20 protein-coding genes are annotated in these 23,690 nt (G+C 42.0%); 8 read left to right on the forward strand and 12 right to left on the reverse strand.

Annotated elements, in window-relative coordinates; all coding sequences use genetic code 11:
- The first annotated feature begins 15 nt into the window (after nucleotides 1-15).
- Complete coding sequence (locus tag OCU48_RS16130) at nucleotides 16-1,377, forward strand: L-serine ammonia-lyase (RefSeq protein WP_141346686.1); 1,362 nt, start codon at nucleotides 16-18, stop codon at nucleotides 1,375-1,377.
- A gap of 68 nt (nucleotides 1,378-1,445) precedes the next feature.
- On the opposite strand, the gene OCU48_RS16135 is transcribed toward OCU48_RS16130, so the two are convergent.
- The 3 genes from OCU48_RS16135 to OCU48_RS16145 all read right to left on the reverse strand — a co-directional run bounded on the left by OCU48_RS16135 (nucleotide 1,446) and on the right by OCU48_RS16145 (nucleotide 5,376).
- Nucleotides 1,446-2,930 (reverse strand): lipid-binding SYLF domain-containing protein, encoded by a 1,485-nt coding sequence (locus OCU48_RS16135; protein ID WP_141346687.1) that lies wholly within the window; start codon nucleotides 2,928-2,930, stop codon nucleotides 1,446-1,448.
- Between the two features lie 281 nt (nucleotides 2,931-3,211).
- Nucleotides 3,212-3,403 carry a hypothetical protein gene (locus OCU48_RS16140; RefSeq protein ID WP_141346688.1) on the reverse strand — a complete coding sequence of 64 codons (192 nt, stop codon included), beginning with the start codon at nucleotides 3,401-3,403 and terminating at the stop codon, nucleotides 3,212-3,214.
- Between the two features lie 257 nt (nucleotides 3,404-3,660).
- Complete coding sequence (locus OCU48_RS16145; RefSeq protein ID WP_141346689.1) at nucleotides 3,661-5,376, reverse strand: bifunctional metallophosphatase/5'-nucleotidase; 1,716 nt, start codon at nucleotides 5,374-5,376, stop codon at nucleotides 3,661-3,663.
- A gap of 235 nt (nucleotides 5,377-5,611) precedes the next feature.
- On the opposite strand from OCU48_RS16145, the gene OCU48_RS16150 reads away from it, so the two are divergent.
- On the forward strand, nucleotides 5,612-7,240 hold the full coding sequence (locus tag OCU48_RS16150; protein WP_141346690.1) for an ATP-dependent endonuclease: 1,629 nt from the start codon (nucleotides 5,612-5,614) through the stop codon (nucleotides 7,238-7,240).
- A 234-nt stretch (nucleotides 7,241-7,474) separates the two neighbouring features.
- Nucleotides 7,475-7,888 (forward strand): hypothetical protein, encoded by a 414-nt coding sequence (locus OCU48_RS16155; RefSeq protein WP_141346691.1) that lies wholly within the window; start codon nucleotides 7,475-7,477, stop codon nucleotides 7,886-7,888.
- Nucleotides 7,889-8,042: 154 nt separating this feature from the next.
- Here OCU48_RS16155 and OCU48_RS16160 read toward each other — a convergent pair whose 3' ends face one another.
- On the reverse strand, nucleotides 8,043-8,612 hold the full coding sequence (locus OCU48_RS16160; RefSeq protein ID WP_141346692.1) for a YceI family protein: 570 nt from the start codon (nucleotides 8,610-8,612) through the stop codon (nucleotides 8,043-8,045).
- Complete coding sequence (locus OCU48_RS16165; protein WP_167496224.1) at nucleotides 8,609-9,157, reverse strand: cytochrome b; 549 nt, start codon at nucleotides 9,155-9,157, stop codon at nucleotides 8,609-8,611. Before OCU48_RS16165 ends, OCU48_RS16160 begins: the two co-directional genes overlap by 4 nt.
- A 204-nt stretch (nucleotides 9,158-9,361) precedes the next feature.
- Between OCU48_RS16165 and OCU48_RS16170 the strand changes: the two genes are divergently transcribed.
- On the forward strand, nucleotides 9,362-10,000 hold the full coding sequence (locus OCU48_RS16170; protein ID WP_141346694.1) for a hypothetical protein: 639 nt from the start codon (nucleotides 9,362-9,364) through the stop codon (nucleotides 9,998-10,000).
- A 10-nt stretch (nucleotides 10,001-10,010) separates the two neighbouring features.
- Here OCU48_RS16170 and OCU48_RS16175 read toward each other — a convergent pair whose 3' ends face one another.
- Nucleotides 10,011-10,742 carry a dienelactone hydrolase family protein gene (locus tag OCU48_RS16175; protein WP_141346695.1) on the reverse strand — a complete coding sequence of 244 codons (732 nt, stop codon included), beginning with the start codon at nucleotides 10,740-10,742 and terminating at the stop codon, nucleotides 10,011-10,013.
- 428 nt (nucleotides 10,743-11,170) lie between these two features.
- Between OCU48_RS16175 and OCU48_RS16180 the strand changes: the two genes are divergently transcribed.
- The 3 genes from OCU48_RS16180 to OCU48_RS16190 all read left to right on the forward strand — a co-directional run bounded on the left by OCU48_RS16180 (nucleotide 11,171) and on the right by OCU48_RS16190 (nucleotide 15,479).
- Nucleotides 11,171-12,229, forward strand: coding sequence for a helix-turn-helix domain-containing protein (locus OCU48_RS16180; protein ID WP_244312364.1), 1,059 nt, complete (start codon nucleotides 11,171-11,173; stop codon nucleotides 12,227-12,229).
- 171 nt (nucleotides 12,230-12,400) lie between these two features.
- Nucleotides 12,401-13,627 carry a sodium/glutamate symporter gene (gltS, locus tag OCU48_RS16185; protein ID WP_141346696.1) on the forward strand — a complete coding sequence of 409 codons (1,227 nt, stop codon included), beginning with the start codon at nucleotides 12,401-12,403 and terminating at the stop codon, nucleotides 13,625-13,627.
- A 244-nt stretch (nucleotides 13,628-13,871) separates the two neighbouring features.
- Nucleotides 13,872-15,479, forward strand: a complete 1,608-nt coding sequence (locus OCU48_RS16190; protein WP_141346697.1) for an ABC-F family ATPase — start codon at nucleotides 13,872-13,874, stop codon at nucleotides 15,477-15,479.
- Between the two features lie 225 nt (nucleotides 15,480-15,704).
- Here the strand turns inward: OCU48_RS16190 and OCU48_RS16195 are convergent, their stop codons facing one another.
- From OCU48_RS16195 to OCU48_RS16220, 6 genes are read right to left on the reverse strand one after another with little or no spacing between them, the layout of a single operon-like run.
- Complete coding sequence (locus OCU48_RS16195; RefSeq protein WP_141346698.1) at nucleotides 15,705-16,826, reverse strand: BatD family protein; 1,122 nt, start codon at nucleotides 16,824-16,826, stop codon at nucleotides 15,705-15,707.
- Complete coding sequence (locus OCU48_RS16200) at nucleotides 16,823-18,346, reverse strand: VWA domain-containing protein (RefSeq protein WP_141346699.1); 1,524 nt, start codon at nucleotides 18,344-18,346, stop codon at nucleotides 16,823-16,825. The genes OCU48_RS16195 and OCU48_RS16200 overlap by 4 nt, the downstream gene beginning before the upstream one ends.
- Nucleotides 18,339-19,328 (reverse strand): VWA domain-containing protein, encoded by a 990-nt coding sequence (locus tag OCU48_RS16205; RefSeq protein ID WP_141346700.1) that lies wholly within the window; start codon nucleotides 19,326-19,328, stop codon nucleotides 18,339-18,341. Before OCU48_RS16205 ends, OCU48_RS16200 begins: the two co-directional genes overlap by 8 nt.
- Nucleotides 19,325-19,831 carry a DUF4381 domain-containing protein gene (locus tag OCU48_RS16210; RefSeq protein WP_141346701.1) on the reverse strand — a complete coding sequence of 169 codons (507 nt, stop codon included), beginning with the start codon at nucleotides 19,829-19,831 and terminating at the stop codon, nucleotides 19,325-19,327. Before OCU48_RS16210 ends, OCU48_RS16205 begins: the two co-directional genes overlap by 4 nt.
- On the reverse strand, nucleotides 19,831-20,757 hold the full coding sequence (locus tag OCU48_RS16215) for a DUF58 domain-containing protein (protein ID WP_141346702.1): 927 nt from the start codon (nucleotides 20,755-20,757) through the stop codon (nucleotides 19,831-19,833). The genes OCU48_RS16210 and OCU48_RS16215 overlap by 1 nt, the downstream gene beginning before the upstream one ends.
- Complete coding sequence (locus OCU48_RS16220; RefSeq protein WP_141346703.1) at nucleotides 20,757-21,713, reverse strand: AAA family ATPase; 957 nt, start codon at nucleotides 21,711-21,713, stop codon at nucleotides 20,757-20,759. Before OCU48_RS16220 ends, OCU48_RS16215 begins: the two co-directional genes overlap by 1 nt.
- A gap of 307 nt (nucleotides 21,714-22,020) precedes the next feature.
- Here OCU48_RS16220 and OCU48_RS16225 point away from each other — a divergent pair, with 307 nt between their 5' ends.
- The gene (locus tag OCU48_RS16225) at nucleotides 22,021-23,667 is read left to right on the forward strand and encodes an arylsulfatase (RefSeq protein WP_141346704.1); all 1,647 of its coding nucleotides are present in this window, start codon (nucleotides 22,021-22,023) and stop codon (nucleotides 23,665-23,667) included.
- Nucleotides 23,668-23,690 lie beyond the last annotated feature (23 nt).

The raw sequence follows: 23,690 nt of genomic DNA on the forward strand, positions 1-23,690 counted from the left end.
AAGGCATGAATAATCATGATCAGTATTTTTGATATTTACAAAATTGGCGTTGGCCCTTCAAGCTCTCACACTGTAGGTCCTATGAAAGCTGGCTATGAATTTGTTGAAGAACTCAAACACATGGCAACCTTGCAGTCAGTGACCAAGATAACAGTAGATGTCTACGGCTCATTATCATTGACAGGTAAAGGACATCACACCGACATCGCTATTATCATGGGTCTTGCAGGCAATCTTCCGCAAACTGTTGATATTGATTCGATAGATGGATTTATTAAAAATGTGGAGCAAACCGGGACCCTAGCTTTAGACACAGGCAGTCACACTGTTGATTTTCCTGTATCGGGTGGTATGAACTTCCACTCAGAAAACCTAGCACTGCATGAAAACGGCATGCAGATCCATGCATGGGCTAATGATGAACTGATACACAGCAAAACGTATTACTCAATTGGCGGTGGATTTATCGTCGATGAAGCCTCTTTTGGTCAAACTGAAGCGCTGACCGTTGAAGTGCCTTACCCTTTTGACTCGGCTACCGCTCTTGTTGAACAAGCGGTTGAAAGTGGACTTTCAATTAGTACTTTGGTACTTAAAAATGAGAAAGCATTGCACTCTGATAACGCTATATCAAGCTACCTTGCCGCTATTTGGCAGACCATGTCTGATGGCATTGAAAGAGGGATGAACACAGAAGGTGTACTACCTGGTCCACTTCGCGTTTACCGTCGTGCGCCTTGCCTATACAAAAAACTATCCACTTCCGCGGGTACTAATGCAGACCCTATGGCTGTAGTGGATTGGATTAACTTGTTTGCATTTGCCGTTAATGAAGAAAACGCAGCGGGTGGCCGAGTTGTAACCGCTCCAACCAATGGTGCCTGTGGCATTGTTCCAGCAGTGCTAGCTTACTATGATAAATTCATTCAACCTGTGACAGCAAAGGAATATACCCGTTACTTTGCAGCCTCTGGCGCAATTGGTAGTTTGTACAAGCGTAATGCTTCTATCTCAGGGGCTGAAGTAGGATGCCAAGGCGAAGTTGGCGTTGCATGTTCTATGGCGGCAGCGGGTCTTGCCGAGCTTATGGGCGGTAGTCCAGAGCAAGTGTGTATGGCAGCAGAAATTGGTATGGAACATAATTTGGGCTTAACGTGCGATCCAGTAGCTGGGCAAGTTCAAGTTCCGTGCATAGAGCGAAATGGTATAGCTGCAGTAAAAGCGGTGAACTCCGCACGCATGGCTTTAGGCCGAACATCAGCAGCGCGCGTATCTCTTGATAAAGTTATCGAGACGATGCTCGAAACAGGTAAAGACATGAACGCAAAATATCGTGAGACTTCTCAAGGTGGATTAGCTATTAAGGTTCTTTGTTAACAAGCACACTATGCAATAGATACAAGGCCCAACACTATGCTGGGCCCTTGTTTATCTTGTCAGTAAGATTAGAAACGGTGAGTCAGAGAGGATACAAACTGACGTTTATCAGAGCCATTTTGTCCGTACTCAGCTTGGATTGCCCACGAGCGGTTGAAGTTATAGCTAGCACCGACTAATCCCATCCATTTGTCGATATTTTCTTGTTCGATTTTATAGGTAATATGCTTATCATCAGGAAGATTTCCATAGTGCTCACCGTATATGGTTAAAGTACTATCCAGATAACTCACACCAACATATACATCAACGCTACTCGTATCTTTCAATGGAATCTGTTTACCAATGCGTGGACTCACATTAATCACCAGCTCTTCCGCTCTTGCATTTTTCATATCGATATAAGTAACAGAAACTGGGATTGCCAAAAAGTAGTCCTGCCAACCCGCAGCAAAGGTTGCGCCTATGGTGTAGTTCCATCCATCTAAGTCAACATCCAGTGCCTCGTTCCATCCAGTCGCATCTCTTAATGCTTCACAAAATTCTGCTGGTTTCTGCCCAGGTAAAATTGGATTACAAGGCAAACTATTTTCCGCTACCCCATTGGCGACCGACCCATCAGATGCAAACTCCACATGAGCCATGCCGTTAACCTTTCCTACCGTCGCAAACACGTTCATAAAAGGAAAGATCCAAGCATCAAGTTTCAGCTGAGGAGTTTTACTATGAGAATAGTTATTATCAAACGACATAAATTCCACAGCTTGTGTGGCACCATTATTAATTCCTGAAAACCCAGCCTCAAGACCTGAGATCGTCATATCCTGTTTAGTTTCAGCATAAAGAATGCTAATACCAAATGGCAAAGGAAGGCTGAAGCCTTTATCTACTACGTCTTGAGCAAAAAATGGTAATGGCCTATCCCACTGTGGACTTGATTTATCTGTCGCGGATTCATGGTTGGCAAACTTGGCATTACCCATCCCTGTTTCTGTCAGCTCTTCATTTACCGATACCGACATCAAACGAGCGCTGCCCACAGCCGAGGCACTGGACTCAAACACAAGATAGGTTGGAATTTCACTATCTTCCAGATAGTAAACCTTGTCCGCCTCTATACCACTAACACTTATGTTCCAATCTGTTCCCCAAGACTGCTCACTGAATCCTTTACTAAATTTTTCAAGGTTCTCAGGGGTATCGAGAATTGAAATCATTCTATAACTGCTTAGGCCAAGTCCTGCGCCAACATCGTAGCGATACAAGTCAATATAGGTGATGGAGTCATCAACATTACTATATACAGCGCCTATGCCTGTCCCTCCGCCCACTAAAGGCACTTTGATGTTAGACATCACACCGGTTGCGTACCCTTCTGCCTCTTCAAGCTGTGCATAAATTTCTGGGTAAACCTCTGCCAACTCTTCTATTAACTGTTCACTTTCATCATCTATTGATTGACGGATCTCTACTCTCTCTTCATAGGGGGTTGAAGAACTACAAGCCGTCATAAAAAAAGCAATACAACTGATAAATAAGAGGGGATTACGCATAGTGTAATAAGCCAACTGGTTATAAAGTGCGCGAAGATTAACATGATGGAGATCCCCAACCCATCACTCACACTTATGCCGTTCCTCACTCTTATTTAAGTATTAAACCAAGAATACACATGGACTAAAGAGTCCTCACACAACAAGAGTGACCACTTCTATAACAAGCTTTATAACACTTGCATTGATAGCATCAATTAATTTCCTTTTTGACGAATACAAAAAAGCCCTGCTCTCATAAAGAGCAGGGCTTTCGAATAATATACAGTATGGCTAATCTATTAGCGCATCATACCCAAATCTTTTTGCATATGATCAGAAAGATCAGATGCATAGTAAGTTGTGGTAGTCTGACCTTTGCCGAATAAAATATCAACAAGGTGCATGATCAATCCTTTGAAATCAATAGAATAGCTCTTTGCTTCCTGAGAGCTTGGTACTGCGACGGTGTTGATATTCATTACTTGCGCCATGAGTGCCTCTTTAATTTCTGTAAGTTTCAATAAGTTATGGCGCAAATATAGGCAAAATTAGACTAAGAATAAAACGAGTAAAATTCAACCTTCGGATTAGTTTTTCTAATTTTACAACGACGTAACAAGAACAAAAATCAACCAACGAAATAGGTGCATAAACCCGCACTTTACCAAGGTTTTCTTGAATATAAATTCTACAGGGCGGTTGATGCACTTTTTTGTTTACAAATCCGTCACAATAAAAAAGTGCAATTTTATGTGGTTAGACCTAATTTAATTTGTGTTTCAAAGCGCAGCGCTTCTCTCGATACAAATTCGAGGAAACAATCGGCCATCGACATATCAGTAACAGTCCAATCATCTCTACAGTTTAGTATCGCTGAATACCCTTCTTTACCTTTCATTGTGTAAGCTGAAGACGTTCCCCAGTAGATTTTTTCATCACGAATTTCTGTCCAACCGCGAATCTCATCGTAGATCCTCAAATTTTTTACACGTTGACCTTTATTCGCATCGAGCACTACCTGATAATCCAATTGATAAGAATACGGGTAGCTTCCAGAGCCGGTTCCACTTTCATCTACAGCGTTATCAATCGCACCTTCCAACACGTCTTTGATATGACGCCCTTCGATTGAATAAACGCCTATAGGGACGATGAATGGCAGCAATTTACCTGCTATATCGGCTTTGCTGATTGGTCCGGAATTTAATGAGCAGCGCACGCCACCTGCGTTGTGTATTGCAAAGTCTATGCTATGCCCTCGATGGCGCATCGCGTGATAGAAAGACTCTGCGACTAAAGAACAAATCTCACTAGGTCCCTTATCATCAGGAATCCTTATGTGTCTAAGCCCTGATTTAAGGTGCCCTACTACACTCGTTTGCAGGGCATGTACTGCAGGCTTATAGGTATCGGTTAATAGTTGATGTATAGCAGGATCTTTTTTACAACGCACAATATTAGGATGTGACTGCAAATAGTCGAACACCTGACCATATTCTCCATCACAATCGCAATCACTCATCGTCGCATCAAGACACAGCCGGCGACCAACTAGGAGTTCATTTCGACCATTAAACGAAATTACCTTACCAGATTCATCAAAATCAATATCACAATGGCCCATGGTTTGTGAATGCAAACCCGCCTGTACAACATGTGTGTCGTTAAAGCGTTTCCCATACTCATCTCGGCACGGTAAACCCAACTCGCTAAAATCACCTTGGAGTACGTGAGAGTGCCCTCCGACAATTAAGCTTATACCATCAACGCTTCCTGCCAGTTTAAGGTCGGCATCATAACCTAGATGACTCAACAGTATGATTTTGTTGATTCCTGACTCACGAATTTGCTTAACCGTATTAATTGCCGTGTTAGTAGCGTTTATGAACGGAGTATCTGGATCAGGGTTTGCAATATCCATCATCTTATCTATGGATAAACCGAAAATAGCAATCTGTTCACCGTCGACTTCATGGACCAACCATTTCGCACTTTTTGATTGTGGCTGATATGAGTGTACGCTCGTGGTTTCATTAAGCTTAAGAGGTTTATCCTGAAGTTCATTAGACAAGTCCCAATTGCCACACAACAATGGAAAGTTGATTTCATTAGCGAACGTCGTAAGAGGCCCATTTCCCATGTCCAGCTCGTGGTTTCCCAACGTCATCGCGGTAAGATTTAACTGATTTAATAACCTTGAGTTGGCTTCCCCTTTAAATAGGGAAAAGTACAGCGTCCCTTGAAAGCAGTCACCTGCGTGCAAAAAGAGAAACTCTCTACCTGCTTGGTCGGCTTGCTGTCTGAGCTGTTGGGAACGTGTTTTTATACGTGCAAATCCCCCTACACTTACGTAAGGGTTTAACAATTGATTATCTATATTTAAAGACAACTGCAGTGTGGTTGGCTCAAAATAAGAGTGGGTATCATTGATGTGAGCGACCCGTATCCTTGTCACTTTTTTCATTCTTTTCTTCATTCATTCATCTCTAGTTTCAAAGCCATTGTAGTCGGGCGAATATGACAAACCAATGAATTATTTTTTGGGGTGTATAAAACCTCATCTGACTAAGTATCAACAAGGCTTCTTTAAGGTTTGAATTTTCCACTAAGCATAACGAATATCAATTAGTTAGAAACTTGCGAAGCTTCGCAGTGCAAATCCGGTCTATTTTCTATAATGAAAGAAAAAGGGGTAGATTATGCAATTGGAGCGTATCGAAATCTCTGGCTTTCGGGGCATAAAGCGTCTTTCTTTGCCTTTTGAACAACTGACAACTCTGATTGGTGAAAACACATGGGGTAAATCCTCTCTACTTGATGCACTATCCGTTGCTTTACCTACTGATGCTGAGCCCTATCAGTTTGAAATGCGCGATTTCCATGTGGATTACTCAATTTCACATCCTCAAACCCAGCATCTTCAAATAGTATTAAAGCTTCGTGCTAGTTCGAATAATGAACCAAGATCAGGCCGCTATCGCAAGATAAAACCCGCATGGAATGAACGTTCAAACGGCCGCTCTGAAATTATTTATCGACTCAGCGCCACACTTGAAGGAACAAAGGTTACTACCCATTACGCCTTTTTGAATCGCGAGGGAATCCCAAAGCAACTGCATCACACAGCGAAGCTTGCACAAGAATTGATGATTCTGCACCCTGTCATTCGATTGCGGGACTCTAGACGCTTTCAACGCATTGAAGAATCTCCTCAAACTAATTCAAAGATCGAACGTAGAATCAAAAACACTTGCCGTCGACTAATTTCAAACCCTGGTCTAGTGAGCAAAGAAGAAATGAAGAGCAGCGTCAAAACGATGCACGATCTTGTTGACCATTACTTCTCATATAAAACTCACATGCGACATGACCCTAGAGCGTTACGTGATGGCATATTTACGTCAAGTTCAGGTAGTAAAATGTCACTCAAGCAATTTGTCGATCAAACCAAAGACCGTCAGACTCGTTTGCTATTGATGGGATTGCTCAATAATTATTTACAAGCAAAGGGAAACACAGAGCTACGACGCTGCTCAAGACCTTTGCTCATTGTCGAAGACCCAGAGGGAAGGCTCCACCCAACACATCTCGCTCGCGCTTGGGCGCTTTTGCAAATGATGCCGATGCAAAAGATCCTTACCACCAATTCAGCTGTTTTATTAGGTGCCGTGCCTCTTAGGAGTATTAAACGATTAGTTCGAAAGTCTGACCGTACTGAAGCAAAATACATCCGTCCAGAGATGCTATCGTCTGACGAACTTAGGCGTGTTGGTTTTCACATCCGTTTTCACCGTTCGAGTGCTTTGTTTGCAAGGTGCTGGTTACTGGTCGAAGGTGAAACCGAAGTCTGGCTTTTCAACGAATTAGCAAAATTGTGTGGGTATGATCTCGCCGCAGAAGGTGTGCAAATCGTGGAGTTTGCACAATCAGGGTTAAAGTCGCTACTTAAAGTGGCTCGCGCATTTGATATCGACTGGCATGTAGTGACAGATGGCGACGCGGCAGGTAAAAAGTACGCAGCCTCGGTAAGAGCGATGCTTCACGGTGAACAGGAAAGGCACCGCCTGACAGAGCTACCGGATAAAGATATAGAGCACTACCTCTATAATAATGGCTTTGAAAAGTTCTTCAGGGATATGGTGAAAATTCCTTATGATCACCCTATTCCAGCGAAAAAAGTAATTGTACGTGCTTTGAAGAAGCACGCTAAGCCCGATGTTGCCCTAGCAATTGTTGAGTATTGTGAAACTCACGGGGACGGCGTAGTGCCTCTGCTCATTCGCTGGACATTGAAGCGAGTGATAAGTATGGCAAATGGGAATACGTAACCTTCGAGATCATGTAGTGAACAACAAAGTACAGTGAATGTGTAGCCAGCCAGAACCATAAGTAGCGTTTATAGATTAACTAAATGCGACGATATGGATCGAATTCCCTCATCGTATAAAATACAGCCAACTCTATGACTGACGTAAGTTATATAGCGTTCATACGATAAATCATTTCTGAATCAAGGCAGACTCAAATAGATTTATAACACCTAACTTAGTTGGAATTAATTTATGAAAAATCTATTTACACTGTTCATATTACTATTTATTACCTCTCCTGCTCTTGCTAACAGCGTCACCAATCAATCCGAGCAAGCTCTAGAAGTTCAACCCAAAGAAAGCGTAGTTGGAACGCCATCTAAACCTGCTCACGTTGAAAGTGACTATGCGGAGTCAGTGACTAAGGCTAAGTCTGATTACGAACAACGAATAGACTACTTAGAAAGCAGCAATTATGACGATCTCGAAAAGAAAGCTACACGCGGAACTGCCGGATTTATTCTTGCCGGTGCTGCTACCATTGCCGCTATTGGTAATCCTGGTCTTGTAGCTGCAGGTGCAGCCATTACTGTGGGTAGCGTATTCTATGTTAAAGACAGCCATAAAGCTTTGAGTGACAAACGCACATTAGGTCATGAAGAGTAATCAGTGCTCGAACTCTGTTATATTTTCTAGTAACAATCACATGTATTTCGTCACGAACCATTTGTATTTACATATAGACGTAAATACTAGAGATAAAAAAATCTCGCTTGAAAAACTCAAGCGAGATAAAGAAAAAAGGTTTAGCGGTTAGAAGTTACTTTTTCTTACCTTCAACATGCAGTTCCATTTCTACATAGCTTGAAGTTCCCATCACTGGAATATTAAAGTCCGCAAGTTCTAGGCGAGTTGTTCCCATAAAGCCAGCACGCTCACCACCCCACGGGTCTTTACCTTGACCAATAAAGTTAGCTTCAATGATGATCGGCTTAGTTTGGCCATGCAGCGTCAAATCGCCCATGATCTCAAGATTACCATCACCCTTATCGACCACTTTCGTACTATTAAATACCGCGTCACTGTACTTTGAAGCGTCGATAAAATCGCTGCTTCTAATATGCTTATCACGTTCAGCATGGTTAGAATCTAGGCTCGTAGTATCAACCTTTACCTCGACTGAAGATGCTTCAACGTTGGCAGGATCATAGCTAAATTCACCAGAGAAACGGTTAAAGCGTCCCTTAATGTAGCTATAACCAAGGTGACTTACCTTAAAGTTAATTGATGCGTGCGCACCTTGGGTATCAATCACGTAATCTGCCGCGTTAGCGTACAGAGGTGTAGCCATCGCAAGTGCCAATCCTAGAGCAGCCGTTAATTTCTTCATTTTGAACCTCCTATCATTCTGCGTAGCGTATCGTCTTTATCGATAAAGTGATGTTTAAGTGCAGCTAAAGCATGGATAGCTGCTAATCCAATCAGGGCAAATGCCACATAATAATGTACAGAACCAGCAAGGTCGGCTTGTCCTTCAAATAGCTTTCCAATTCCAGGTACTTCGAACCAATCAAATACAGAAATACCTCTGCCGTCTTCTGTTGATATCAAGTAACCTGAAGCAAACAAAACAAACAGCAAAAGATACATCAGATGGTGAGCTGATTTAGCAGCCTTCACTTCAAATGCATTACCTTCTACTCTCGGTGAGCTAGTTAGAGCTTTCCAAATGACGCGAAAAACAGTGAGTGCAGCAAGAATAATCCCTACTGATTTATGCCAAAATGGTGCAGTTTGATACCATTGACTATAGTAGTTAAGGTCAACCATCCACCAGCCCACAGCAAACATACCAATGACAGTAACTGCTGATATCCAGTGGATGATGCGCGCGGTGCGATTATAAGCCTTCAACGTACAACTCCTTTGTTCCATAAGTAACTCAGTCACTTAATCGTTTCCTTTACTTAACAACTAGACTACAAGATTGAGTTAGTATGCGCGAACTAAAAAAAACTGCGATGACTTGAATTTGACGGACTTATTCAAAGAATTTGAAGGAACTTGGCAATTTACTCAACCTTACAATTTAAAATATAGTAAAATCATTGACATAATACCCATTGGCTGAGACAGAATTTGCTTAAAGATATCGTTATTCAGGCTCTAAAAGCAGTTCAAAACGACTGTCTTTCCCTGTCAAAACAGCACTACCCCACTGTGCACAATCGAGGAATAAGTAACAATCACTTAACCTCATTAGTTGAGCGTCGCCTTGAAATAATCGCGACCCAGTTTGAAACTTCTATATCAAGTCAGCCCATTGAACTAGAGGCCAATGATATTGAGAAGACTGTGCATCGACGTATTACGTTATCCTACGGCACTGTTTGGTTATTTCCATATTCGATAAAAACCGCGAATAGAGTCTTCAAAGAACAGCTTTCTAATACACTGAGCTTATGGCGAGAAGAGTATGCCTATGCCATTCAACCGAACGATTGTGTCGTATTAGTGTGTGATCACTGGCTAAATAGGATTAACACCAGTCAGCAATTGCTAGATTGGTGGCATAATCAATTACCGGATAACTTTTCTGAATATGTTCAGCAAGGCATTTTGTTAGTGCCATCTTCAGCACCTAAACTTGATGAAATTATGCAACCCTTGAATCTACTTCCCTGTTATAAAGCCCATGCTCACCCCCTTAAAAAAGAAGAGAACGCATCTTCTGTGAAAAGATACGTCCAGCTGTATGCGATATTTGAGTGCAAATAGGAAATAGCTATTACTTCGTTACTTCGACCAGCACCTCGTTAAATCGGATCCATGACTTCATGTCCGCATCTTCACGGTATCGCTCTGATCCAAACACAGTAAATGCGTGAGGTGCGCCCCCATAGGAAACCATTTCATGTTTGATGCCTGTTTTTTCCAGCTCATCCGCTAACATAGCGAAATCTTTCATAGTAATAGCGGTATCAGCAGTGCCGTGAAAAACAACAACCGGTGCTTTGGTCATTTTATAACTTTGACCTTCTGGAGTGGATAATCCTCCATGGAAGGTGACAAAGGCTTTAGCATCTGCGCCGGCTCGGGCAGCTTCAAGAACCGCAGCGCCTCCGAAGCAGTAACCCATCACCACCGTGTTATCTCCACTCCCATTAAGCATTTCACCTTTGCTTTGACTCTCTGCCATCAACTTTTGCAGTTTAGCTCTATCTTTGTATAACTCGCCCGTGTGTTGTTTCTTATCTTTAACTTCTGTTGGACGAACACCCTGACCAAAAAGATCTGCCGCAAACACGTTATAACCTTGCTCATTAAGCATTTCTGCGCGTTTAATCTCGTAGTCTGTCAATCCATCCCAATCGTGAACAAGTATCACTAATGGTGCAGTATCAGACACCTTTGACCAATACCCTTGATAAGGTTGCCCATCTACTTCATAAACCACATCTTCACCCGCTACAGCATTAAAAGAACCGACCAATAATGCAGCAGTTATAAAATGACGCATGACACTCTCTCCTTCCTTTTGAGTCAATTACAGTGTAGTACGTGATTTTTAGCGTATTGAGATTATTTAAATGTGTATTTGCATCAAAACCTAGTTCAGAATCAGAAACATAGGAGACGAATAATCAGTGAATACTGATAGTCGAATGTATCGATTGCTAACCTTTTGGATAACAGCACCAATCCTCACTATAAACTCGCCTCACAAGCCTTCTGAGTCGTATTTCGACTTTTATAGAATAATGTACTCATCACTTCCGCCTAATTTGAATGAGATACACATTGCTAGACGGCGTCGATTTTTTACAAAAATGTGAATAAATTCGTATATTATTGATAAATGTAATATTACGCACAGTACATACATTTAAGCGCGAAGTAAAAAACAACGCGCTTATCCCTATTTTACTGCAGTTGAGAGCTATCGAATTGAAAATACAAGGATTTAAACCCGCTATACCTGAAAATGTTAGTGAATCTTATGAAGACACGATTCCGCTGATTAGAGCCGATATTGTCCGTGTAGTATTGGTGGCTTTCGAGAAACATGGGATCGACATAGAAGAGGCTTTAAAGCACGCAAATATTACTCGCGAGATGCTGTTTAACTCAGAAAATATGATCATGAATGATTCAGTTCGCAAGATTCTAGAAGTTGTGTATAACGAGAATGGTATTTTCCCATTTGCACACAGCATAGCTGATACCTTACGCACGCACCTGATCCCGGATTTCGTTAAAACTCTACCACACAGTTTATCAATTCGTGATGTCTTAACTAAATTCAACCTATTGATCAGAGACTCTATCCCTGCGGCATGTCAATATCTCGACATCGAAGGAGATACAGCTTGGTTTTGCTCTGCATACAAACATAAGAGCATTGGACACTGGCAAGAAGTGTTCAACATCCTATACTGCACACAGCTCATAAGAGCACTTACCAATAATGAAAAGTGGAAGCCTAAAATCGTCTCACTGCAACAAGGGATACTCGGCGATTTCGCAAAAAATATCCCGAATGACATTCTATTACTCTTCTCGCAAAGAACCACTAAGATCACAATTGATCTTGAATTACTCGATCAACCTATTTACACCCCCTACCCAGAGCCTACGCCTAAGGAGATTGTTTGGTACAGCACCTTTACTGATACTATTTACACCGCTTTGCTGCCTTATGTTCATGAACAGCACCTCGATATAGATCTGGCAGCAAGATTATTTGATATGAGTACACGCACCTTACAGCGTCGATTACAACAAGAGAAAAACTCATTTAGAGCGATCAAAAATAGCCTACTGTTTGATATAGCTTGTGAGTTAATGAGTCGGAATTTAAGTCTAACTCAAGTATCCGTTCAGCTAGGCTATGCGGATATTTCGCACTTCTCTAGAGCCTTTAAACGTTTTAGTGGTTTAACGCCAAAATTGTATCAAGCAGCATTGATAGAAGAGAAAAATAGCTTAAAAATCAAACAGACATAATCATTTAATTTTCATTTGGCGGAAAGTGGTAATTGAATTTTCGGGTTTCTGGCGTATAATCCGCCCTCCTAATTTTTGGACTAACTAGTTACGATGGCCTTTCAACTTTCGTCTATAGTTATCCAATACTCATCTCCACAGCGGTTTTTCGCCGTGCATTAAAGGAGCTTTATGACTACTACTTATACTATTGGCAGCTTAGAGTCGTTTCTCATCGCGATTTTTGTTCTCTTTCTTGGCCAGTTCATAAACAGAAGAGTCCCCTTCTTAAAAAAATACAAAGTGCCTGAACCTATTGTTGGTGGCCTAATTATTGCCTTCATCATCACTGGTTTGCATTTCCAAGGTATCCATCTAGATTTTACTTTGCCTCTAGAAAAGATACTTATGCTGATGTTTTTCACTACTGTGGGTCTATCCGCAAGCTACTCTCAACTGCTTAAAGGCGGTAAGAAAGTATTCATCTTTTTAGGGGTGGCTTCCGTTTATATCATCATCCAAAATGCGATAGGTGTTAGTCTCGCTAGCATGATGGATTTAAACCCGTTAATGGGTTTGGTAGCAGGATCAATCACACTTTCAGGGGGTCACGGTACAGGTGCAGCTTGGGCAGCCACCTTTGATGAACTGTACGGTCTTAAAACACTTGAGTTTGCGATGGCCTCGGCAACCTTTGGTTTGATTGTTGGTGGTCTTATTGGTGGTCCTGTCGCTCAGCGAAGAATCAATAAGCACAACTTGATTTCAGAGTACGGCGACGGTTCAAAGCATCATGAAAAATTCCCAGACGTCGTAACCTATAATGAGACAGAGGAAGATAAAGTTACCCCTCGCCGCGTAATCGAGACCATGTTTATGGTGTTGATTTGTGTTGTGGGCGCAACTTACATCAAAGAATATACATCAAGCTTGGGTATCGGTTGGCTAAAAGGTATCCCTGATTTTGTATTTGCACTGTTTCTGGGTGTTATTCTAACTAACATCTACGAGTTTACAGGCGCCTATAAGTTCAATACCGACACCGTTGATATTATCGGTACGGTATCACTATCGCTATTCTTAGCGATGGCACTCATGAGCCTGAAATTGTGGGAGATCTTTGACCTAGCAATGCCATTGTTAGTTATCCTTGGCGTGCAAACCTGTGTCTTGGCGGTGTTTGCCTACAACATCACCTTTAGGGTTATGGGCAGTAACTATGATGCCGCCATAATCACTGGCGGACACTGTGGTTTTGGTATGGGTGCAACACCGACAGCAGTAATGAACATGGGTTCTCTAGTAAACCACTATGGACCGTCCCCTCAGGCCTTTATGGTAGTGCCTATTGTGGGTGCTTTCTTTATCGACATCGTTAACTTACTTGTTCTGCAGGGGTATATTGCCTTCCTAGGCTAATGCCACTTTCGCAAATCTTAACCTAAAGCCAGCCTTATAAGCTGGCTTTTCTATTTTTGGTAAACTAAACCTATTCCCTCCCCCTACTGATTTATACCTCTTTTCAACAAAATCATTTATGTGACAACCCTCTCATAACTGTCTTTTGTTGAATAAATCTGTATAATTCTGCGCCTCACATTTCATTGTTTAGTCACTGTCTTTGATTGAGCAAACCTAAACTTTAATTCTCAGGAATAGTTCTTTGATATCTACCGCAAACATCACAATGCAATTTGGCGCAGAGCCGTTATTCGAAAACATCTCTGCAAAATTTGGTAACGGCAACCGTTATGGCCTTATTGGTGCTAATGGGTGTGGTAAATCAACCTTCATGAAAATCCTAAGTGGCGCTTTAACGCCAAGTTCAGGTAACGTCTCTATTACTCCTGGATTGAAACTGGGCGTGTTAAGTCAAGACCAGTTCGCATTTGAGCAATACAATGTAATTGATGTGGTTATCATGGGTGACCGTAAGCTTTGGGAAATTAAGCAAGAGCGCGACCGCATTTACTCGCTTCCAGAAATGAGCGAAGAAGACGGCATGAAAGTAGCCGAGCTTGAAAGTGAATTTGCTGAGATGGATGGCTACACAGCAGAAAGTCGCGCCGGTGACATACTTCTTCAAGCGGGTATCGAAGAAGAGTTTCACTTTGGTTTAATGCAGCAAGTTGCTCCAGGTTGGAAACTGCGCGTGCTACTGGCACAAGCGCTATTTGCTAACCCAGATATATTGCTACTTGATGAGCCAACCAACAACTTGGATATTCACACCATCAACTGGCTTGGTGAAGAGTTAAACCAGCGTAAGTGCACCATGATCATCATCTCGCACGATCGCCACTTCCTTAACTCTGTATGTACTCACATGGCTGATATCGATTATGGTGAGCTACGTATCTATCCTGGTAACTACGAATACTTCCTTGAAGCTTCGGGGCTTATCCGTGAACAATTGCTTTCAAGCAATGCTAAAAAAGCCGCAGAAATTAACGAACTACAAGACTTTGTAAACCGCTTTGGTGCAAACGCTTCTAAAGCGAAGCAAGCAAGCTCTCGCGCTAAAAAGATGGATAAAATAAAGCTAGATGAAGTTAAGTCGTCAAGCCGCATCAGCCCATCAATTGATTTTGGCGAGGGTAAAAAGCTGCATCGACAAGCACTTGAGCTACAAAACATTGGACATGCATTCGATGAGCAACTTCTGTTTGAAGGCGGTAATCTTTTGCTTGAAGCAGGAAGTCGCCTAGCGGTGATTGGCGAAAATGGTGTAGGTAAAACCACCTTTTTGCGTTGCCTTGTGAATGAGCTCGAGCAAAAACACGGTGTGGTTAAGTGGTCTGAAAATGCTTCTATCGGTTATTGCCCACAAGATAGTACAGCAGACTTCGATAATGATTTAAGTATCTTTGATTGGATTTCTCAATGGCGCACCGTCAAGCATGATGACCTTATGGTTCGTGGTATATTAGGTCGCCTACTGTTTACCGCCGACGATGCCAATAAGAAAGCAAAGAACTGTTCTGGTGGTGAGAAAAACCGTCTACTATTTGGCAAATTGATGATGCAAGACATCAATGTATTGATTATGGACGAACCTACAAACCACATGGATATGGAAGCCATCGAAGCACTGAATTCGGCACTAAAAGGTTACGAAGGAACGCTTATCTTCGTAAGTCATGACCGTGAGTTTGTTTCTTCTCTAGCGACATCTATCATTGATATTAAAGATAAGAAATTGGTCAACTTCCAAGGTACTTATGATGAGTACCTAGACCATCAAAAGAAAGAACTAGCGGTTACCCTTTAAGCACAGATAAATGGACCAAATATTGAAAATCAGAAAAGTATAGCGTTTGCCTACTTTCAGATGAGTAAGTGATGGTCCGTTTCTAACAATTGTTATAGCGGAATATTTCATCCAAAATTCAGTCTGAACAATTCGATTTAACGGAGAAAAACTAGCACGCTAACTACCTTTTTGAGTGCCAATGTTTCCCACTCTAGGTAGAACACATTGGTACTCAAACCAACATTATACTGACCAATACAGCCGAATTCTTTGCCATATTCCTACCCTCTCATTTTTCTGGAACTGGCTTTGCAGTGAGTATTTGACAAGCTCTTCGTTGTTACTGGCGTCAATAAGTAAAGGAGTCCTTAAATTCGTTTTGTTACTGGCCTTTGAATAACAACTATTCAACCACTTGGCTCCATGACTCGAAAATAAGCGGCTAAAAATCAAAATCGTAGGTTTGCTTTTAATCAGGTAAAGTCGAGCCAAGTAAATACAGATCATAAAGCTCAAAAAAACCATTCCCAATCGAAGTACCTTTTGATAATCCACGCCTCCAGCATCGATGCTTTTTGCTGATGCTTTCCATGTATTTAGTTGATTATTATCAGGATTCCACCACTTTACTTGTTCCGAACCCAATGCATATTGACCCGGTTTGTCAATGCTATAACTGATATGTTGTACCAACGTAGTGCTATGCTCTCCCCTAGAATAGTGAGAAGATAACGCAGGCTCGAGCAACGAAACCGTTACGCCTTCAGGCGCTAAAGGGACAAAATCAGGCATCATAAATGTTGACGTATATTCGGCTTTTATCGTCACAGTTCTTTGGATTATGTCCCCTCTTTCATACTCTTTTTTTGCCGTTTCAGAGGTGCTCGACCAGACATCTTCAACACTGACTTTAGATGACACTAAGTAATTTGACTCATGTTTCAATTCTGATGGAGCCTTCACTACCAGTGCTAGTGGTTTGGTTTTTAGGGGGGTTTTGACGATATTGCCATCCTCATTTGCAGTGGTTAGCGTTACCGTCATCGACGGAATCAAATACACGCCCACCTTATTTGGATATACCTGAATCGACCAACGCTGGCTGGTAAATTTCTCATCATTAATGAAAGAATAGCCTGACAAGGTTGATTTGTTCTCTTGCTTAACCATCGCATTCGCTACATAAGGGAGTGAGTACTGTGGACCGTCCATAAAGTACTGTTTAGTTGTCGCTTCAAACTGAAGATTAACTTGTTGCCCCGGTACTATCTGCTCATCTTTGACTAAGAGCGCAATGTTTGGATCGGCACCGGCTTGCCACGAAACCAACAGAAAAAATAGCAGTGATATTAACCGCATCATCATTTTGTCTCCTGGTTGTATTCACTCAAGAATTTTCTTCTCACGAAATCTTTAGGATCTCGGCTAATATCTCTCAGCCATTTGTCTGTCGCTGCATCACTAACTAACACATCAGTAGCTTTAAGTGTCGAGTGAGGTATTTGTCCATAAGATTTTCTCTTGGCACCATCTGAAATTTCATTCGCATCTTTGGGAGGCGGCACGGCATCTTTTGATGGCGGATGCTGGTCATGCTGTTTTTCACTCAATCTTTTCATTTTCTGCAAGATCTCATCAATAATATGCAGATTGTGTTTCACTTTAGTATTTTCAGGTTGGATTTCCAACAAGGCCAGATAGAGTTGCTGGGCTGTTTTGTATCGGCCATCTTGAGCGGCGGAGTTAGCCATGTTAAAGATTGCTGTCGAATCTCCTGTTTTGGAAAATTCTTTTTGTGCGCAAGTAAATTTCTCTTGGTAATAACACGCAACGGCTTTCCAGCTTGGATCTTGAAAATACTGCTCTGCTTTCTGATATTTTCCCATATACATTAGAGCCATACCCTGTTGATCTCTGGTTAAAAGCCAATCCATTGCTCCTGCTTGTGAAGGCTGGCTATAGGTGGTCATCAGTAATAAGCAAAGCGCCCATTGCAAAGTCCATCCCTTTCTAAACCAAAATCCAGCGATAATGGCCACTGCAACGATCAACCAGTGGGACTCATCTTGCCACTGACTATCACTTGCACTATTGGCTTGATTACTTAAAAAGTATTGCTGTAAAGCGCTATCGTTGATATTCATTGTGGCACCATCAAAGCTCGGTACTCCTAAAGCTTTTGCTGACTGTTTACCAAGTTCATTCATATACAACACGGCAGCTGCCATATGGTGTTGTTGAATGAAGTTCGTGAGGTCATGCTGACCAGACGATACGCCATCTGTAACCAGCAACAAGCTCGACCTATCGAGTTTTAGCCCTTGTGTATTCTTCAATCGAGAAACGAGAGTACTGAGATCGCCACCATCTTTTGGCATTACTGAAGGATCTAAATACGAAAGATATAGCGCCAATAAATCTTGGTCATCTGTTGGTGGTAGCAGTATGTGACTGCTACCTGCCACGCCAAGCACAGCTATCGGACGATTTATTCCAGATTTCACCAAATGCTTTACTAACAATTGAGCTTTTAGGTTTCGATTAGGAGCAACATCAATTTTGTTCATCGACAATGATTCATCCATCACGACATACAATGGAGGGTTATCTGAAGGAGACAAATCAGTCATCCTCCAAACGGGTTTTGCTAAAACGCCAATCACGATAAGAAGAATAAAAGAGATGGCGACAATTGGCCCATACCCTTGTCCTTTAGCCGGTTTATCAATCATTTTAGACAATAGATGAGGTGCTACCACTTTGCTTGGTAAACGCAATTTATGATGACGTTTATAGAATAGATACCCAACAAAAATCACAAGCGGACCAAGCAATGTAAGGAACATAGGCCTCAAGAAATGAAAAGACGCCAAAAAACTAGACATAGGCTTTTCTCCTTTTCACTTCAAAGAGACTCAACCCAAGCCACAAGACGAAGTAGTAACTAACCAGTACCATCAAGATATATGGATATAGGTAGTTATAAGGTTGATAACTGACTTGTTGATAGTGGCTCTGCTCAATTCGATTAATCTCTGCTAAGATATGTTCTAGAGCTCCTTTATCGATAGCCAGATAACTTTCTCCCCCTGTTAATGCAGAGACTTTTTTCAATGTCTCTATATCAACTTTCGCATTGCTATCCTGAGTCGCAGGATCGCCCATCGCAATAGTATGGATGGAAATATTGTGTGCCTTTGCCACCTTGGCAGCTTCCACGGGAGGCAATTGGCTTGATGTATCACTGCCATCGGTCACTAAAATAAGTACCTTTTGCTTTGCTTGGGAAACTTCAAAAGCACGAATGCTGAGCCCTATTGCATCACCGATGGCGGTTGCTGGACCTGCAATCTCTGTCGATAAACTGCCTACAACTTGAGTCCATGTGGTCAGTTCATCTGTAAATGGCACCTGCAAATATGCACCCGAGCCGAAAACCGTAAGACCTAACCTATCCCCCTTACGCTGTGAACCAAATTTTTGCATCAGATCTTCCAATGCCTGCCATCGCGACGTTAATTGCCCATTAGCACTGGGAAAATCTTTTTTATTCATTGATTTAGATAGATCTAAAGCCACCATCAAGTCTCGACTTGATTTTTGTTGAACCACTTTTTTACCCAGCAATACGGGCTGGGCAGTACACACAACCAATAGACACCAAGTCACGACTAATGAGACTTTCTGAATTAGAGTTCTGTGTGGTATGGAGCTGTTTGGTTGCGCTTTCGTGCCTGTAATATCAACGACTCGTTGAAAGAAAGGAGCACGGACAGCAAGGTCACTTTCTCGATAAGCAGGCAGCACCCAGTACAAACATGGAGCGAGTAATCCCAGCAATAACCACCAAGGCGTAAGCAAAGTCATCGTATTTTACACTCCACTTTGTGATGTATTTTTATCCATTTACTCGCACTATCAACGAGCAAAGTATTCAGTTCTTTTTCGTCTTGCCACCCACAAGGAGGTTGAAAGCTCACAACTTGTAAATGTTGCTGAATACGCGGAGTAAACAACGCTTGTTTTGTGGAGCGATTTAAAAATGAGATCCACTCAATACCATTCAAAGCACTAACAGGGTTACCTAAACAAGTCTCTGCCGCTACCTTCCTAAGAAGGTGCGGAACGAGTGCGGTGGCTTCCTCTTCCGATACAGACCTCAGCAAGCTAATCGCTTTACGTCGATATGCATTCTTATGCCAGCGATAGCCAAGCCAACCAAGAAAACCGATGAATAAGAGGCTAATGCCTACAATCAATAACCACGCAGAAAGTGTTTGTGGAAAGAATGAAATGGGCTTAGGGAGAATGATGGAGTTAAACCCTTTTAACAGGTAATTACCAAAGATCTCAGGCTTAGGTATTAGCATTACCTACCCCTTTTTAAAAGCAGGTTCAATTGTCGGAAAGGTTCTTCCTCGGTATTAAAACTGGCAAAGGGCAAGCCTGAATGACCGATAGATTTTCTGATCTTTACCAACTGTTCGGACATTGCCTGCTGATACTGCAAAATATCTTCTTTAGCCGTATCAAGCTTCAGCTGGGATCTTCCATCGCTGATCACGAGATCCTTGGCCGTTTTGTAGTCCAACTCGAGAGCGTCGTTCACTAATAAAACAATGACATTATGTCTTGCCGACATTAGCTTCAATGTTGATAGCTCACTATCACTAACACTCAAACTATCGGTAATCAAAACCAAAGTACCACTGCTGCCCAACATTGGCAGAGCCCTAGCAAGAGCAGAACTTAAGTCATTCTTGAGAGCTAAAGCCTTATTGCTAGCCTTGCCTAACATCTGATTTTGAGTGACAACATTAGCTATAAATTGCGTTATTTGCATCATTGCGCGGGATGGATTCTGCGACTGCATTTGCTCAGGTCCAAGAACGACGCCGGCAACACGATCACCACGCATGTACAGCATCCAGATCATCAAACTTGCAAGATGGGCTGCCACTACCGATTTCATGTAAACACGGCTGCCAAAAAACATCGTTGGACGCTGGTCACATACGACAATAGCGGGTCTGTCAGTTTCTTGTGTGAAGACCTTAACCACCCTACTGTGACTGCGTGAACTCGCTTTCCAATCAATATTCTTGATATTGTCGCCTGTTCGATAAGGACGCAGCTCCTCAAAGTTAAAGCCTTGCCCTCTTAATCTTGAGCGGTTAGAACCGGAAAAAATACCACTGGGATGCAATAGGTTATTCATTGCGAGTTTTTGCGCTTGAAATTGCAAACCAAGCAATGTTGATTTATCGACGTATACGCGACGATCTACTTCAGTCATTAGCGAATTTCAACCAGCTTCAGAATTTCATTGACCACAGTATTACTGTCGATAGCATCGGCCATTGCATCAAAGCTCAATGTGATTCGATGGCATAAAACGCCATGAATAACAGCTCTGACATCATCCGTATCTACAAAGGTTTTACCGTGAATAATGGCGTAAGCTCGAGCCGCTTTATCCAGTGCTATTGTTGCCCTTGGGCTAGAACCTATACGAATCCAATGTTCAAGATCAGAGGCTTCAAATTGTTCAGGTATGCGCGTTGCCATCACCAAATCAACAATATAATTTTCAATGGATTCAGATACATAAACGTCATTCATCAATCGTCTTGCATCTAAGATTGACTCAGGTTCTATCTGTTCAATAGCTTGTGACATTTTCTGCTCTTGTTTGACCAACTGCAAAATCGCCAATTCATCGTCACGATTGGGGTACGCAACTTCGACCTTCATAAGAAAGCGATCTAGCTGCGCTTCTGGCAATGGGTAAGTTCCTTCTTGCTCAACAGGGTTTTGTGTCGCTAAAACCAAGAATATTTCTGGAAGCTCATGACTCGTCCCCCCGACTGTTACTTGTCTTTCCTCCATAGCTTCTAGTAGCGCTGACTGTACTTTAGGTGGAGCACGGTTAATCTCATCGGCCAGTAATATATTGGTGAAAGCAGGCCCTTTGACAAAAGACATACTGCCACTATTACTCAGGGATTCGTAACCTACTACATCGCTAGGCATCAAATCAGGAGTAAATTGAACACGATTTAATGCCAGATCGAGATTACTCGCCAACGCTCTCACAGAGCGTGTCTTTGCGGTACCCGGTAAACCCTCTAATAATACGTGCCCATCGGCAAGAAGTGCGATGAGAAGAGCCTCCACGACATGCTGCTGACCAATGACTGTCTTTGATAGGGACTTGGACAACATCTGTATATTGCTATAAGTGTCTGACATGCGATTGTTCCAAAAATAAACTTGAAAACGATCATATGATTTTTGCTTATTGAAACAATTTAATCATACTAACAAGTGAATTAAATAAGTTTTAATCGAAGGCTTATTTAATTCAGGCACATTATTAACAATGATGGTAGCGACTCTAGCAACTTATATCATGGTTATTTTTAAACTCTATTCTCTACATATTCCAATGATTGAATTTCATTTAATTTACATTTAAATATGTATGTCTTTTTAAAAAAAACATATCCATTAATATTCTCCCCAGTTCAAAACATCAATACAAATACTGGTGAAATACATGAATATACCTAGTAAAAAAACACTACTGACCTCAGCAATGCTTGCTCTATCAGCATTGACTTCAGTCAGCTCAACCGCAGCACATGCGGCTCCAAAAGTACCAACAGAGAAACCTAATATCCTAGTGATGTGGGGAGATGACATTGGTATGTGGAACATTAGTTATTGGAATCGTGGCCTGATGGGCTATGAAACCAAAAACATTGACAGAATTGCCAACGAAGGTGTTGCGTTTACTGATTACTACGGAGAGCAGTCATGTACTGCTGGTCGCAGTGCATTTATTACAGGTCAAGACGGTCTTCGTACCGGTATGACAAAAGTGGGTCTACCTGGTGCTCCACAAGGCATCGCAGCTGACGATATGACCATAGCCGAAGCTCTAAAAGATATGGGCTATATGACAGGTCAATTTGGCAAAAACCACCTTGGTGATAAAGATAAAGATTTACCAACCAATCACGGTTTTGATGAGTTCTATGGCTTCCTCTACCATTTAGATGCCATGGAAGAACCTGAACATGATTTTTATCCAAAAGATCCTAAATTCCACGAACAATTTGGCCCTCGTGGTGTTATTCACTCTTTTGCTGATGGTTCAATCAAAGACACTGGTCCATTAACCAGTAAGCGTATGGAAACCATAGATGATGATGTAACTGCACACGCAATCAAGTTTATGGATAAAGCTCAAGCGGCGCACAAACCATTCTTTGTTTGGTGGAACTCGTCCAAAATGCACTTTAAGACGCACTTGAATCCAAAAGACCGCGGCCTATCAGGGCAGGGTTTTTATAACGATGCAATGATGTCTCACGACAGAAATGTGGGTCAACTTCTAGATTACATCGATTCACATAATCTAAAAGACAATACCATTGTTATGTACGGTACAGATAACGGCCCACACTATAACGCTTGGCCAGATGGTGCTATCACTCCATTCCGTGCAGAAAAAGAAACTAACTGGGAAGGCGCTTATCGCGTACCAACCTTTGTTCGTTGGCCTGCAGGTCACTGGGACGGTGGCCGTGTACTAAACGGTATGGTTTCAGGTCTTGATTGGCTACCAACATTTGTAGGTGTAGCAGGTAATCCAAATATTAAGGATCAATTATTAAAAGGTGGTTTTAAAGCCAACAACAAAGAGTTCAAAATCCATCTTGATGGCTACAACATGGACGATTACCTAGCCGGTCGTACTAAAGAAACACCACGTAAGAGCATCATGCTTTACAACGCTGACGCACAAATTGTCGCAATGCGTTACTCACAAGACAACTACATTGGCGGCGGCAAAAACCACAGCACTGATTGGAAAGTCGTTTACGGTGAACAACGTGCGAAAACTATGGCTCTATGGGCTGAACCGTTCACATGGTTGCGTCTACCTAAGATCTTTAACCTTCGCCAAGACCCATTTGAGCGTGCTGATCAAAACGCAAATGGTTATTGGAACTGGGAAATCGATAATGTCTTCGTATTCTACAAAGCTAACGCCTTGGTTAAAGAACACCTAATGACATACAAAGATTATCCACCATCACAACGTCCAGGTTCATTCACAATGGCTGGTGCAAGTGAAATGGTTTACAAAAACTTTGGCCTAGGCGCTGGCGGCTCTCAAACCCAAGCAGCGAAATAAACACGACCAATAACTTTAAGGGT

It is taken from the genome of Vibrio inusitatus (assembly GCA_024346935.1).
GTDB lineage: Bacteria > Pseudomonadota > Gammaproteobacteria > Enterobacterales > Vibrionaceae > Vibrio > Vibrio inusitatus.